The sequence below is a fragment of the Williamsia sp. CHRR-6 genome, from assembly GCF_018474015.1.
Lineage (GTDB): Bacteria > Actinomycetota > Actinomycetes > Mycobacteriales > Mycobacteriaceae > Williamsia_A.
In genome coordinates this window covers 1,122,037-1,135,764 of the sequence record NZ_JAHCSG010000001.1, presented here as the reverse complement: position 1 = coordinate 1,135,764, position 13,728 = coordinate 1,122,037, and the positions used below count along the sequence as shown (strand labels likewise).

Annotated in this window: 14 protein-coding genes; 10 read left to right on the top strand and 4 right to left on the bottom strand. The window is 67.2% G+C overall.

Going from position 1 to position 13,728, the window contains the following annotated elements; all coding sequences use genetic code 11:
- Window positions 1-86 precede the first annotated feature (86 nt).
- From KIK15_RS05045 to KIK15_RS05035, 3 genes are all read left to right on the top strand, one after another.
- Window positions 87-482, top strand: a complete 396-nt coding sequence (locus tag KIK15_RS05045; protein WP_214242995.1) for a hypothetical protein — start codon at window positions 87-89, stop codon at window positions 480-482.
- Between the two features lie 64 nt (window positions 483-546).
- Complete coding sequence (gene lysS, locus KIK15_RS05040; protein WP_214242994.1) at window positions 547-2,070, top strand: lysine--tRNA ligase; 1,524 nt, start codon at window positions 547-549, stop codon at window positions 2,068-2,070.
- 137 nt (window positions 2,071-2,207) lie between these two features.
- Window positions 2,208-2,534, top strand: a complete 327-nt coding sequence (locus KIK15_RS05035) for an Lsr2 family protein (RefSeq protein ID WP_214242993.1) — start codon at window positions 2,208-2,210, stop codon at window positions 2,532-2,534.
- 44 nt (window positions 2,535-2,578) lie between these two features.
- On the opposite strand, the gene KIK15_RS05030 is transcribed toward KIK15_RS05035, so the two are convergent.
- Window positions 2,579-2,965: a hypothetical protein gene (locus KIK15_RS05030; RefSeq protein WP_214242992.1), complete on the bottom strand. Its 387-nt coding sequence runs from the start codon at window positions 2,963-2,965 to the stop codon at window positions 2,579-2,581.
- 115 nt (window positions 2,966-3,080) lie between these two features.
- On the opposite strand from KIK15_RS05030, the gene KIK15_RS05025 reads away from it, so the two are divergent.
- Window positions 3,081-4,583 (top strand): aldehyde dehydrogenase family protein, encoded by a 1,503-nt coding sequence (locus KIK15_RS05025; protein ID WP_214242991.1) that lies wholly within the window; start codon window positions 3,081-3,083, stop codon window positions 4,581-4,583.
- Between the two features lie 19 nt (window positions 4,584-4,602).
- Here KIK15_RS05025 and KIK15_RS05020 read toward each other — a convergent pair whose 3' ends face one another.
- Together KIK15_RS05020 and KIK15_RS05015 are read right to left on the bottom strand one after the other, a co-directional pair.
- On the bottom strand, window positions 4,603-4,890 hold the full coding sequence (locus KIK15_RS05020) for a putative quinol monooxygenase (protein ID WP_214242990.1): 288 nt from the start codon (window positions 4,888-4,890) through the stop codon (window positions 4,603-4,605).
- Between the two features lie 53 nt (window positions 4,891-4,943).
- Window positions 4,944-5,597 carry a TetR/AcrR family transcriptional regulator gene (locus tag KIK15_RS05015; RefSeq protein ID WP_214242989.1) on the bottom strand — a complete coding sequence of 218 codons (654 nt, stop codon included), beginning with the start codon at window positions 5,595-5,597 and terminating at the stop codon, window positions 4,944-4,946.
- 267 nt (window positions 5,598-5,864) lie between these two features.
- On the opposite strand from KIK15_RS05015, the gene KIK15_RS05010 reads away from it, so the two are divergent.
- From KIK15_RS05010 to atzF, 5 genes are read left to right on the top strand one after another with little or no spacing between them, the layout of a single operon-like run.
- Window positions 5,865-7,439: an amino acid permease gene (locus KIK15_RS05010; RefSeq protein ID WP_214243265.1), complete on the top strand. Its 1,575-nt coding sequence runs from the start codon at window positions 5,865-5,867 to the stop codon at window positions 7,437-7,439.
- On the top strand, window positions 7,436-8,275 hold the full coding sequence (locus KIK15_RS05005; RefSeq protein WP_214242988.1) for an urea amidolyase associated protein UAAP1: 840 nt from the start codon (window positions 7,436-7,438) through the stop codon (window positions 8,273-8,275). Before KIK15_RS05010 ends, KIK15_RS05005 begins: the two co-directional genes overlap by 4 nt.
- A gap of 14 nt (window positions 8,276-8,289) precedes the next feature.
- On the top strand, window positions 8,290-8,961 hold the full coding sequence (locus KIK15_RS05000) for an urea amidolyase associated protein UAAP2 (protein ID WP_374222809.1): 672 nt from the start codon (window positions 8,290-8,292) through the stop codon (window positions 8,959-8,961).
- Entirely contained in the window at window positions 8,961-10,952 is a 1,992-nt protein-coding gene (locus tag KIK15_RS04995) for a 5-oxoprolinase/urea amidolyase family protein (RefSeq protein ID WP_214242986.1), read from the top strand. Before KIK15_RS05000 ends, KIK15_RS04995 begins: the two co-directional genes overlap by 1 nt.
- Entirely contained in the window at window positions 10,949-12,643 is a 1,695-nt protein-coding gene (gene atzF, locus KIK15_RS04990; protein WP_307851734.1) for an allophanate hydrolase, read from the top strand. Before KIK15_RS04995 ends, atzF begins: the two co-directional genes overlap by 4 nt.
- 21 nt (window positions 12,644-12,664) lie before the next feature.
- Here atzF and KIK15_RS04985 read toward each other — a convergent pair whose 3' ends face one another.
- Complete coding sequence (locus KIK15_RS04985; protein WP_214242985.1) at window positions 12,665-13,192, bottom strand: phenolic acid decarboxylase; 528 nt, start codon at window positions 13,190-13,192, stop codon at window positions 12,665-12,667.
- Window positions 13,193-13,229: 37 nt separating this feature from the next.
- On the opposite strand from KIK15_RS04985, the gene KIK15_RS04980 reads away from it, so the two are divergent.
- Complete coding sequence (locus KIK15_RS04980; protein ID WP_214242984.1) at window positions 13,230-13,718, top strand: MarR family winged helix-turn-helix transcriptional regulator; 489 nt, start codon at window positions 13,230-13,232, stop codon at window positions 13,716-13,718.
- Window positions 13,719-13,728: the final 10 nt, after the last annotated feature.

The following is a 13,728-nucleotide window of genomic DNA, read 5'->3' as shown; positions in this document are numbered from 1 at the left end:
GACCGGAATGTGTGCGCAGGAGTGTTGTCGGGGCTGACCGCCCCGCCCGTCCTGCTGCCCGCCGCTCACATCCCTCGAGGTTTCTCATGCCGATCACGGCCACGTCTGTGCACCCCCTCTCCCTGACCATCGACGCGCTCGAGCGCGCCGGTTCCGATGTCGTCCTCGTCGACGTGCGCACTCACGCCCAACGGGCGGCGGGCGGGGTCATCGCCGGGGCTCTGGCCATCGATCCTGACCTGGTGCTCGACCGCCTCACCCCCGGCGGACCGGCGGCGCTGTGCAGCGCCACCGCCGAGACGCGGTGGGTGTTGCTCAGCGCCGACGGCATCGACGCCGAGTGGTGGGTGTGGCATCTGCACGCCCGCGGGGTGACCGGGGCCCGGTACCTGCTCGGTGGGGTGGCGGGCCTGGCCTCGCGTCGACCTGCGGCATGGACCGCGACCGCGCGGCGCGACCTGGCCACCATCGCCGCGCACTGATCGGCTGATCGGGGTCACCACACTTGCCGGAGAAGCCGGCGGGGCGGGCCGATAGGCTGTCGCGGTGAGTGATGCATCCCAGCCGCGCCCGCCCGCGGCGGCCGAATCCGATCTGCCCGAACAGCTGCGGATCCGACGGGAGAAGCGGGCTCGCATCATCGACGACGGCGGGCAGGCCTATCCGGTGTCGGTGGCGCGCACCCATTCGCTGGCCCAGATCCGCGCGCAGTACCCCGATCTCGTAGCCGACACCGAGACCGGCGACCATGTCGGCGTCGCGGGTCGCGTGATCTTCCTGCGTAACAAGGGCAAACTGTGCTTCGCCACCTTGCAGGAGGGCGACGGGACGCAGCTGCAGGTGATGGTCAGCTTCAACGGGGTGGGTGAACAAGCGTTGGCGGCATGGAAGTCCGACGTCGACCTCGGTGACTTCGTGTTCGTGCGTGGGCAGGTGATCAGTTCGCGCACCGGCGAGCTGAGCGTCCTGGCCGAGCACTGGGAGATCGCGTCGAAAGCGTTGCGGCCCTTGCCCGTCACGCACAAAGATCTCAACGAGGAGACCCGCGTTCGGCAGCGCTATGTGGATCTGATCGTGCGGCCGGCCGCACGCGACAACGCGCGGCTGCGAGTGGCGGTGGTGCGCGAGTTGCGGGCGGCGCTGGCCGAGCGCGACTTTCTCGAGGTGGAGACGCCGATGCTGCAGACCCAGCACGGCGGGGCCGCGGCGCGTCCGTTCATCACCCACTCCAACGCGTTGGACCTCGACCTGTACCTGCGGATCGCCCCGGAGTTGTTCCTCAAGCGGTGCGTCGTCGGGGGGATCGAGCGCGTTTTCGAGATCAACCGCAACTTCCGCAACGAGGGCGTGGATTCGTCGCACTCGCCGGAGTTCGCCATGTTGGAGACGTATCAGGCGTACGGCACCTACGACGATTCGGCGCGGATGATCCGGGAACTGGTGCAGGAGGTGTCGCAGCGCGCGTTGGGCACGTTGACACCAACCCTGGCCGACGGCTCGGAATACGACTTTTCCGGTGAGTGGACGACGGTGTCGATGTATCCGTCGCTGTCGGAATCGGTGGGTGAGGAGATCACCCCGACCGCGTCCGTCACCGACCTGTTCGCCCTCGCCGACCGGGTGGGCCTGCAGGTGCCGCGCGACAAGGGGTACGGCCACGGCAAGTTGGTCGAGGAACTGTGGGAACACCGGGTGGGCTCGACCATCTCTTCGCCGCTGTTCGTGCGGGATTTCCCCGTCGAGACCTCCCCGTTGACCCGGGATCACCGCTCGATCGACGGGGTGGTGGAGAAATGGGATCTCTACGTGCGCGGGTTCGAGTTGTCGACGGGGTATTCGGAGTTGATCGACCCGGTGATCCAGCGGGCCCGATTCGTCGACCAGGCCCGACTGGCCGCGGCCGGTGACGACGAGGCGATGCCGCTCGACGAGGACTTTCTCACCGCGATGGAATTCGGGATGCCCCCCACCACCGGCACTGGAATGGGCATCGACCGATTGCTGATGGCACTCACGGGCCTGGGTATCCGCGAGACCATCCTCTTCCCGCTGGTGAAGCCGAACGACTGATTTCACGGCCACGTTTGTGGCCATTGCCAAGAAGTGTGGTTACAGTGTGAGAGCTGGCGTCACATTTTTGGGGGATGTTCATTCCTACCCGGGGATGGAATGTGTGCCGTTTCACCTACTGCGATTTGGGGAAGACCATGGCCAAGAAAGTCACTGTCACCATTGTCGACGACACCGACGAGTCGAAGTCCGCTGATGAGACCGTCGAATTCGGCCTTGACGGAGTGACCTACGAGATCGACTTGTCGACCGACAATGCCGAGAAGTTGCGCGGACAGCTCGAAGAATGGATCGAGAGCGCACGTCGCGTCGGCGGTCGTCGGCGCGGAAAAGCGGCGGCAGCGGCCGCGCCGGCCAACGACACGGCGGCAATTCGAGAATGGGCGCGCGAGAACGGCTATGAGGTGTCAGCGCGTGGTCGGGTGTCGGCAGAAATCGTCGACCTCTACAACCAGGCGCACTGATTCACCATCGCTCATCGCGTTCATGTGAACATTCATTGTTCGCATCAGTAGGCCAGGGTCTGGGCCGCGGCGACGCCGATCAGTCCGCCTGACAACGACACGAACGACAGCCCCGACACCACTCGGTAGACGAGGGATTTCTGGATCGTCTCGTCGAAGGCAAGCGGGACGAACAGCAGCGGGTTGACGATCGCGCCCACGGTGACCGCCACCAGTACCCACGTCGGGGTGTCGGTGGCGACGAGTCCCACGCCGATCAGCAACAGGCCCATCAGTATCCAGTCCAGGTGTGTCTGGAACACGCGTCGGTGATGGGCGATGCCGATTTTTCGCAGCCGGTGTGGTGCGTCGACCACCAGGATCATCGCGAAACCGGCCAGCGCGCCCAGCGCCAGCGACCACAGTCCGATGACGGGCAACAGGTCACTCATGGGGGCGCACTCTACGGTCCGGGCGACCCGGTGGCGCAGTCGGTGTGACGTGGCGCATACTGCAAAGCGACACATCGACGAGTTTGTGTCATTGACGATCGAAGGAGATCGACGCATGAGCACACCCAGCACGCGCCCGGCCCCGGCGGCGCCCGTCCGGTCGGCCGACGAGCAGACCCTCGTCGAGCTTCTCGAGCTGCAACGCGCTGCGTTCCTGCGTGACGGCATCCCCGATGCCCATACCCGCATCGATCGCATCAATCGGCTCGCGTCGTTGCTGCTCGACCACGCCGAGGAGATCACCGAGGCACTCGACGCAGACTTCGGTACCCGGCCGCGGGACCTGTCGATGGCCACCGACGTGGCCGGCTGCATGGTCGACCTGGCGCATCAGCGCAAACATCTGCGCGAGTGGATGAAGACCGAGAAGGTGGCCCCGGCCATGGGTGCCATGGGGTTCTCTCAGCGCATCCGCCACGATCCGCTCGGAGTGGTGGGGATCATGGGGCCGTGGAACTTCCCGCTGCAGCTGACCGTTGTGCCTGCGGGTGCGGCCTTCGCGGCCGGCAACCGGGTGATGATGCGACCGTCGTCGGTCACCCATCGCACCACCGCCGTGCTGGCCCGCCACGCCCCCGACTACTTCTCGCTCGAGGAGTTCGCGATCGTGACCGGTGCCCACGGGTCGGGCGCCGACTTCTCCAAGCTGCGGGTCGACCACATGTTCTTCACCGGCTCACCGGAGGTGGGTGCGTCGGTGGCGGTGGAGGCCGGCCGCAACCTGGTGCCGGTCACCCTGGAACTCGGCGGCAAGAACCCAGTGGTCGTCGACGTCGACGCCGACATCGCCGACGCCGCGGCTCGGGTGGCCGACGCGCGGATGGTCAACAGCGGGCAGGTGTGTCTGTGCCCCGACTACGCGTTCGTGCCCGAGGCGAAACTGCAGCAGTTCGTCGACCTGGTGATCGACCGCTGGCGAACCACGCTGCCCACCATCGTCGACAACGATCAGTTCACCTCCACGGTCAACGAGAAGAACTACACGCGCATCGTCGAACTGGTCGAGGACGCGGTGAATCTCGGTGCCACCCAACGTCAGTGGATCCCCGCCGGTGAACGGCTACCCGACGCCGACAAGCGCAAGATCGCGCCTACCGTGCTGACCGGGGTGAAGGCCGGCATGAAGATCGAGGAGGACGAGGTCTTTGGACCCGTGCTCACCGTCTACCCCTACCGTGACCTCGCCGAGGCCGTGGGCCACATCAACGCTCACAGCCACCCGTTGACCATCTACTGGTTCGGCCCGGACAACGCGCGCTACGAGATGCTGCAGCGCACCACCCGCTCAGGATCGGTGAACGGCAACGACTTCGCCATCAACCTGCTCTCGGCCGAGTTGCCCTTCGGTGGCGTGGGGACCAGTGGAATGGGTAGCTACCACGGCAAATTCGGGTTTGCCACGTTCTCCCACGCCCGCGCGGTCACCTACTCGCGGATGCCGATCAGCTTCGCCAACCTCATGTCGGCTCCGTTCACCGCCGCCGACACCCGCTCGAGCGACCTGCAGCTGCGGTTGTGGCGAGCGCTGACCGCCCGGGCCACCCGCAAGAACCGCTGAGCAGGCGCGGACGCGGCGGTTACAGCGCGGTCAGCGGGTGGATCTTCACCTCCACGAAGTTGGCCTCCTGCCCGCCGAGAGCAGCCGCGACGTGCGGGCTGGCCATGTGCGCATCGAGGTCGGCCTGCGACCGCCACCGCTCCACGGTGACGAAAGTTCCTGGGGTGGAGGCCGATTCGAATGCCTCGTAGTAGTTGCAGCCCTCTTCGGCCTGTGTGGCGGTGACCAGGGTGCGCAGAGCCGCGCCCACCTCGGCTTCGGTACCCGGTTTGACGGCGATGGTGGCGACGACGTGCAACTCGCTCATGGTGGTGCTCCTCGAGTGGGCGTGGCTCCACGGTCGCGGAGCCACCTCTGAGGCTAGTCGGTGCTCAACATCCGGCGGATCGCGTCGGTGATGGCGGCGGTGACGGCGATGCGAACGGCGCTCGCCCCGTCGGCATCGGACTCGGGCGTGGGGTCGGGCAGCTGGCCGTCGGAGCGCATCGAGATCACCGACTCGACCAGCCGGAACGGCAGCCGGGCCCGTCCGTCGTCGGTGGTGCCGATGGCCTCGGCGGCCAACTGTGCGTAGATGTCGGCCAGACGCAGCCGGGCCGTGCGAAACGAGGTGAACCGCTCGCCGCGCAGCTCCGGGAGCAGGTAGAGCGCCCCGAGGTTCCACCGCGAGGTGGCCAGCGCGGTGATGTCGAATTCGGCCAGGGCCACCAACTGCTCCAGCGGCGGCAACGTCGAATCCAGCGTCTGGGCCCACGCCAACGTGGGTGCCACGGTGGTCTCCAGCAGCGCGGCCAGGATGTCGTCTTTGGTGGCGAAGTGGTGATAGAGGGAGGCCTGCCGGAGTCCGACCGCCTCGGCGATCGCGCGGGTCGACGTGCCGGCATATCCCTGGCGGGAGAACAGTTCTCCGGCCGCGTCGAGGATCTCCTCGCGGGGGTTGCCGCCGGTGCGTCGCTGTTCCACCAACCGCGGACGGCCCGGTCCGGTGCTGGCCTCGGCGCGGTTGGTCGACACCTGCGCCACCCTATCGGTCGCCTCGCACGGCACCCTCGCGCGCCGTGGACCGTGTGCCGCCCAGTGGACGCGGGTTTCCGCCCAGCCGACGCGGTTTTCCGCCCAGTGGACGCGGGTTTCCGACCAGCCGACGCCGCGGGGGTGTCACTGGTGCGTCGAAACACAGTGGAAACAACGTGGACACGCGCCGGCGAAAACCTGGTGTTAGGTTTCGATCACTTGATAGGTATTCGCGATCCAACGCCACCAGGAGCCACCATGACGACCATCGACCCATCCACGTCATCCGGTCCGTCGGACACCCCCACGCCACCGCCGAGCATCTCCTCGCCGGAGGATGCCGCGTCGTTGTCGGAACTCGGCTACACCCAACAGCTGCACCGCGGCATCGGGCCATACGCGTCGTTCGCGTCCGGGTTCTCGTTCGTCTCCATCCTCACCACGGTGTTCGCGCTGTTCGCCCTCGGCTACGGACTGGGTGGGGCTGCCTTCTTCTGGACCTGGCCCATCGTGTTCGTCTGCCAGTTCTGCGTGTGCCTGGTGTTCGCAGAGCTGTCGGGCAAGTTCCCCGTCGCGGGGGCCATCTATCAGTGGTCGCGTCGGCTGGCCGGAAACACCGTCGGCTGGTTTGCCGGATGGTTCATGCTCATCGGCTACATCGTCAGCGTCGCCGCGCTGGCCATCGCGATGCAGAGCGTGCTGCCGTCGATCTGGTCGGGGTTCCAGCTGGTCGGTTCCGACACCGCACTGTCCTCCACCTCTGGTGCCACCAACGGGATCATCCTGGGCAGCATCACGATTGCCATCTGCACGGTGATCAGCGCGCTGGGGGTGTCGTTGATGGGCAAGATCACCGTCATCGGGGTGACCATCGAGATCATCGGGGTGGTGGTGCTCGTCGGTGCACTGTTCTTCACCGCGCAGCGGTCCCCGGCCGCGGCCGTCACCAGCACCGAGGGCCACGGCTCGGGGTCGCACTACATCTGGGCGTTTCTGGCCTCGATGGTGATGGCCGCCTACGTGATGTACGGGTTCGATTCCGCCGCAGAGCTTTCCGAGGAGACCAACAACCCCCGCAAGACCGCACCGAAGGCGATCATCAACGCGCTGCTGGTGTCGTTCGTCGGTGGCGGGTTGATGATCCTGGCCGCACTCATGGCCGCCCCCAGCCTCGGTGCACCCGAGCTGTCCACCGACGGCATCGCCTGGGTCATCACCTCACAACTGGACACCGTGCTGGGCAAGATCTTGCTGATCATCGTGGCCATCGCCATCTTCTCGGCCACCCTGGCCATCCAGGCCTCCGCCTCGCGCGTCATGTTCTCCATGGCGCGCGACAACCGGTTACCGTTCGGATCTTTCCTGGCCCAGGTCAACGTCCGCACCGGCACACCCATCAACACCGGAATCGTGGTCAGCGCGTTGGCCATTGCCATCCTGCTGGTCAACTACGGTCAGGCCGGCCTGTTCGCCGCACTGACCAGCGTGTCGGTGGTCATCGTCTACATCGCCTACCTGATGGTCACCGTCCCGGCGTTGCTGCACCGGCTGCGCGGCACCAGCCTCAGCTACGGCAAACCCATCCTCGACCTGGGTCGCTTCGGGCTGCCGGTCAACATCATCGCCGTGGTGATGGGCGCAGCGCTGACCATCAACGTGGGGTGGCCGCGCGCGGAGGTCTACGACCCCGAGGGCACATCCTGGTTCCTGCACTACTTCTCGATCATCTTCACCGCAGCCACCCTCATCGTCGGGTTCGTGGCCTTCCAGATGGTCAAGAACCTGCCCGGCGCCCCCGAACCCACCGACGCTCTGGTCGCCTCGACGAAGAAGGACGCATGACCGCCACCACGTCGTCTACCGCAGGCGCCAAAGCGCACGCGCGTGCGCAGGCGGGGGCCATCACCGATTCGATGCCGGTGGTACCCGCCTCGGCGTGGCCGCAGCCACCCGCTGACATCCCCGCCCAACGCCTGACCTGGGCCGAGACGGTGCCCGGCGGTCGCTACACCGTCAAGGTGCTGGCGCGGGGCACCCGAATCCGGTTGCGCGACATCACCGGAACGGCATGTGCGCATCTGCTGCTGTGGCGGGCCGATGCGCCGTGGGAGCGGCTCAACGTCGCCGACACCGTCAAGGTGCCGTGGCAGGCCTACCTGCGCACCGGGCATCCGCTGTTGTCGGATCAGGGTCGGGTGCTGGCCACCGTGGTCGCCGATGACTCCGGCCATCACGATGCACTGTGCGGGACCACCACAGCGGCCATCAACACCGCCAAATATGGTGCCGGCACCGTGTTCTCGGACTCGCCGGCCGGGCGTGAGCTGTTCATCCTCGCCGCGGCCAAGCATGGCCTGACGCCTCGCGACGTAGCACCCTCACTGTCGTTCTTCCACGGCGTGCGGGTCGATGACGCAGGTCGACTGGTGTCCACCGGGTCGGCGGGAGCGGGTGCCGAGGTCGATCTCATCCTGCACCTGCCGTGCGTGTTCGCGGTGGCCAACACCGCCCACCCCCTGGACCCGTCGCCCACCTTCGACACCGGCTCGTGCGAGGTGCTGGCGTGGTCGGCGCCCGACGACCTGGCCGGGGTGATCGCGGGGTCTGTCAACACCGATCCCGAATACCAACGGGCGGTGGCCAATTCCGAGGACGTCCACGCGGCGGCAAGCTCATGAGTGGGAGTGTGACAGTGACGGGTCCGGGAGTGCCGGATGCAGCCGAGGTGGCGCTGGTCCCCGGTGCGGTCGTCCTCGACGAGGAGATCGGTCGGCGCGGACCGTGGTCGGCGGTGATCGCCGCCGGTGACGTGTTGACCATCGTCGACCTCCACGGCAACCAGGCCGTCGACACGCTGTTCTATCGGGCCGATGACCACAGCGCCCGATACTCCGCGCAGGCGACCATCGTCGCGCAGGGATCGATCTTCCTCACCACCGGAAGTGTGTTGCGCGATCACGAATCTGCGCCGTTGATGACCATCGTCGCCGACGAGGTGGGCAACCACGACACCCTCGGCGGTGCGTGCTCGCAGGAGTCGAACACGCTGCGCTACGGCCACCACACCAAACACCAACACGCCTGCGTAGAGAACTTTCTCATCGAGGGGGCTCGACACGGGCTGGACAAGGCCGACATGGTGGGCAACGTGAACTTCTTCATGAACGTGCCGGTCGACCCCGATGGTGCCCTGGGCATCGTCGACGGACTGTCGGCGCCGGGCAAACGGTTGGCGTTGCGCGCCGAGGTGGACACCCTGGTGTTGGTGTCCAACTGCCCGCAGATCAACAACCCCTGCAACGGTTTCGATCCCACTGCCGTGCGGGCGATCGTCACCCGTCCCGGCGTCGAGTGGACCGCGTGATGGCGATCGTCGTGACCCGTCCCGGTCCGATGACCACGGTGCAGGACTGGCCGGGTCGCGTGGGGTATTGGAACGTCGGGGTGCCGCCATCGGGTCCGATGGACGACCTGTCGTTCCGGCTGGCCAACATAGCCGTCGGCAACCCGCAGGGGGCACCCGGGCTGGAGGCCACCATGATCGGCCCGGCGCTGCGGTTCACCGAGCCCGCGGTGGTCGCGGTGACCGGCGCGCCCGCCCCGGTCACCCTCGACGGCGTGGAAGTGGCTCAGTGCGTCCCGATCTCGGTTCCCGCCGGCGGGGTGCTCGATGTCGGTCAGGTGCAGGGGGTGGGGTTGCGGGTCTATCTCGCCGTGGCCGGTGGGATCGCTGCGGTTTCGGTGTTGGGTAGCGCCGCCACGTTCACCCTGGGCAGGTTCGGTGGGCATCAGGGTCGGGTGTTGGCGCTCGGCGATGAACTCGGCACCGCCGCAATCGAACCGGTGAGCACGCCGCGGCGTATCCAGCACGAGGAGGAGCCGGCGATCGGTAACACCTGGCATCTGGCGGTGACGGTGGGACCGCACAGTGCACCCGAGTTCTTCACCGCAGCCGACATCGCGACGCTGTACGCCACCGACTACGAGGCGCACTTCAACTCCGATCGCACCGGGATTCGACTGATCGGGCCCAAACCGCAGTGGGCTCGCACCGACGGCGGGGAAGCCGGACTGCATCCGTCCAACATCCACGACACCGCATATTCGGTTGGTGCCCTTGATTTCACCGGCGACACCCCGATCCTGCTCGGTCCCGACGGGCCCAGCCTGGGTGGTTTCGTCTGCCCGGTCACCGTCACCACCGCCGACCGTTGGAAGCTTGGTCAGATCGCCCCGGGCGACACGGTGCGGTTCGTGCCGATCAAGTCCGCGCAAGCGGCCGACGCCGCGGCCATCGGACCCCGTCGCCGGTCCCAGTTCTTGCCGGTGGTCTCCGCCGGTGGCGATCCCGACGGCGGGGTGCTCGGTCGGTCCGACACCGCCGACGGCCAGTCCAGCGTCACCTATCGACGCAGCGGCGACGACAACGTCCTCGTCGAATACGGTTCCATGTCATTGGATCTGGCCTCCCGCGCCCGGGTGCACGCGTTGGCGCAGCGGATTGCCGCCGAGCAACCGGCCGGGCTGATCGACCTCACCCCCGGCATCCGGTCGCTGCAGGTGAAGTTCGATCCCACCCGGATCAGTCAGCCCACGGTGCTGGAGTGGTTGCGCGAGTGTGAGACCCAGCTGCCGTCGGTGGCCGATCTGGTGGTGCCCAGCCGCACCGTGCACCTGCCGCTGTCGTGGGACGACCCGGCCACCCGCGAGGCCACCGAGCGGTACATGTTGGGGGTGCGCGACGATGCGCCGTGGTGTCCCTGGAACATCGAGTTCATCCGGCGGATGAACGGGTTGGCCTCGGTCGACGACGTGCACCGCATCGTCTACGACGCGCAGTACCTGGTGCTTGGCCTGGGCGATGTGTATCTGGGTGCGCCGGTTGCGGTTCCGCTCGACCCGCGACACCGGCTGGTCACCACCAAGTACAACCCCGCCCGCACCTGGACCCCGGAGAACGCCGTGGGCATCGGTGGGGCATACCTGTGCATCTACGGCATGGAAGGCCCCGGCGGGTACCAGTTCGTGGGCCGCACCACCCAGGTGTGGAATCATCGGCACCCACAGGCCACGATGGGGTTCGACCCGCAACATCCCTGGCTGCTGCGCTTTTTCGACAAGATCAGCTGGTATCCGGTGACCGCCGAGGAACTGGTGGACATGCGGGCCGATGTGGCCCGGGGCGGTGGAGCGGTGCACATCACCGACGGCACCTTCTCCATCGCGCAGCATCAGGCCTACCTCGCCGAACACGCCGACGACATCGCAGCCACCCGCGCGCAGATGGAATCTGCGCGCGACGCCGAACGGCAACGGTGGTCCGATGGCGGCGAAGTGTCTGGACGTGTCGCGTGAGCGTGGTGGCCGACTCCGATCGGGTGGCGCGCGCCTACGCGGCCATCGCCGCCGCTGATCGTCCCGAGGTGTTCATCCATCTGCGGCCCCAAGCCGACGTCGCCGCCGAGCATGCTGCGGCCCTGGCAGCGGGGTTCTCGTTGGCCGGAATGTTGCTGGCGGTCAAAGACAATGTGGATGTGGCCGGTCTACCCACCACCGCAGCCTGCCCAGGATTCACCTACGTGCCCCAGCACGACGCCCCTACGGTGGCGGCACTGCGCGCAGCCGGTGCGGTGGTGATCGGCAAGACCAACCTCGACCAGTTCGCCACCGGCCTGGTGGGTACCCGCAGTCCCCATGGTGCGGTGCGGGATTCGCGTCGACCCGACCACATCAGCGGCGGATCGAGTTCGGGCTCGGCGGTGGCGGTGGCGCTGGGATTCGCCGACATCGCCATCGGCACCGACACAGCTGGGTCGGGTCGGATACCCGCCGGCCTGCAGGGCATCGTCGGGGTGAAGCCGACGGTCGGGGCGATCAGCACGGCGGGGGTGGTGCCGGCGTGCGCCAGCTATGACTGCGTCAGCATCTTCGCCGCCGACATCGACACCGCCGATCTGGCCATGACGGTGATGTCGGGCGCCTTTCACCCCGAGGCGGTTGGTCGGCGGCCCTTCCCGTCCGACACCGTGCTGGCGGCACCGCAAGCACCCCGGGTGGCGGTACCAGCGACGCTGACCGCGATGTCATCGGCCTGGGTGGCGGCGTTTGACGCCGTTGTGACGCAGGCCGATTCGATGGGCTGGGACATCGTGCGCATCGACATGACCGACTTCCTGGCCGCGGCGCGGCTGCTGTACGAGGGCGCGTTGGTGGCCGAACGGTACGACGCGGTCGGCGGGTTCCTCGCCACGGCAGGACCCGACGCCGGGGTGGACCCGACGGTGGCCGGGATCATCGGTGCCGCCGACCGTTTCACCGCCACCGACCTGCTGGCCGACCGGCGTCGGGTGGCCGAGTGTCGCGCCTCGGCAATGGCGGCCCTCGACGGCGCAGATGCGTTGCTGGTGCCCACCGCGCCGATGCACCCCACGCTCGCCCAGGTGGCCGCCGACCCGGTGGGTGTCAACGCCACCCTGGGCACCTACACCAACTTTGCGAACCTCTTCGACCTGTGCGCGGTCGCAGTACCCGCCGGTGAGGTGGACGAGGGAGACGCTGGGACAGCGCAATTCGGGATCACGTTGCTGGCGCCGGCGCATCACGATGCGGTGGTGATGGACTTGGCCCGCCGGTTCACCATCAGCGCGCCCGCCCCGGCGTGGCCGGAGGCGGTGGCCGAGGTGGTGGAGTTGGCGGTGTTCGGTGCGCACCTGAAAGGGCAACCGCTGCAATGGCAGTTGACTGAGCGCGGGGCCCGGTGGGCCGGTGAGATCGTGACCGCGCCGCGCTACCGACTTCTCGCGCTGGACACCACACCCCCCAAACCGGGTCTGGTGGAGGACATCTCGGTCGGACGCAGTATTCGCGGCGAGAAGTGGGTGGTGTCGGCGGCCGCGCTGGGGTCGTTCCTGGCGGCACTACCCGAGCCGATGATGTTGGGGGCGATCACCCTGTCCGACGGATCCTCGATCATCGGGTTCGGGTGCTCTCAGCAGGCCGCCGCCGACGGCAACCCCCTGGACGTGGACCACTGGCTGGCCCGCTGACCCGCACCTGCTCGCGTCACCTCAGTTGGTGCGGTCCAGGAAGTCTGCGGGCAACTCTGACGGTGCCACCGAGACGATCGACTCGTCGTCCACCCCAACGAATTCGAACAGCGTGATGTAGCCGAACTCGGTGAGGAACCAGATGGGGTAGGTGGGTCCGGCGTCGCGGTACTCCTGGATCTGGTCGAGGTGGTCGTTCTGGAAGCACACCGTCTTCTTCGGATCGTCCTCCACCCATCGCGGGAAGAAGGCGTTGCCGTGGACCAGTCGCCTGCTGGGAATGATGTTGTTGGACACGGTGGTTCCGGTGGGTTCCACCCAGGCGATCTTGTACACGTCGTCGACGAGCTGAGAGATCTCGACCTTCTGGTCTTTCACCCAGCGGCCGCCCACGTTTCCGGTGTGGATGCGGTAATCGATGGTGGTTGCGTTCTTCACGTACATCTCGTACTGCCAGCCGTTGGCGTAGGTGTAGATCAGCCGGTGGCCGACGATTCCCGACAGATCCTGAGGGGGAGTGGGGTTGTGGGCGCTCGTGTGAAGTTCCATAAGGTAATTTTGTCACAAAACTAGTGGGAGGTCGACGATGGGAACGTCACAGCCGGTCGACATCGCGGCAGGCCTGGGCCGCAGTATCGGTCCGCTGCGCCGCGCGATCCTGCGGTCCACCCGCGTGGCGGGCGGCCTGCTGGACCTGTCCGAAGCCCAGATCCAGGTGCTGCGGGCGTTGGCGGCACGCTCACCGCAGGGCTCGGGGGAGCTGGCCACCGAACTGCATCTGGCTCGACCCACGGTGAGTAATGTCGTCGGGGCCCTGACCGCCGCAGGTTATGTGACCCGGGTGCCCGGCGTCGGCGACCAGCGGCGCGTCCTGCTCGCGCCCACGCCGCTGGCGTTACGGATGCTCGATCGCTACGACGCCACCAGTCGTCGACTTCTGGACGAGATCATCGACGACCTCTCTGCCGATCAGCGGGCGACGCTGGCAGCGGCCATCGCAGTGCTCGACATCGTGACAGCTCGCTTGGAAGGTCGGGTGGCACAGGCGAATCAGCCGCCCGACCCCTCCGCCTGAACCCGCTCGC

Excerpts from the sequence above, each read along its gene's own strand:
- KIK15_RS05045 (WP_214242995.1), top strand. The coding sequence starts at position 87 with ATGCCGATCACGGCCACGTCTGTGCACCCCCTCTCCCTGACCATCGAC.
- KIK15_RS05035 (WP_214242993.1), top strand. The coding sequence starts at position 2,208 with ATGGCCAAGAAAGTCACTGTCACCATTGTCGACGACACCGACGAGTCG.
- KIK15_RS05030 (WP_214242992.1), bottom strand. The coding sequence starts at position 2,965 with ATGAGTGACCTGTTGCCCGTCATCGGACTGTGGTCGCTGGCGCTGGGC.
- KIK15_RS05025 (WP_214242991.1), top strand. The coding sequence starts at position 3,081 with ATGAGCACACCCAGCACGCGCCCGGCCCCGGCGGCGCCCGTCCGGTCG.
- KIK15_RS05020 (WP_214242990.1), bottom strand. The coding sequence starts at position 4,890 with ATGAGCGAGTTGCACGTCGTCGCCACCATCGCCGTCAAACCGGGTACC.
- KIK15_RS05005 (WP_214242988.1), top strand. The coding sequence starts at position 7,436 with ATGACCGCCACCACGTCGTCTACCGCAGGCGCCAAAGCGCACGCGCGT.
- KIK15_RS04995 (WP_214242986.1), top strand. The coding sequence starts at position 8,961 with ATGGCGATCGTCGTGACCCGTCCCGGTCCGATGACCACGGTGCAGGAC.
- KIK15_RS04985 (WP_214242985.1), bottom strand. The coding sequence starts at position 13,192 with ATGGAACTTCACACGAGCGCCCACAACCCCACTCCCCCTCAGGATCTG.
- KIK15_RS04980 (WP_214242984.1), top strand. The coding sequence starts at position 13,230 with ATGGGAACGTCACAGCCGGTCGACATCGCGGCAGGCCTGGGCCGCAGT.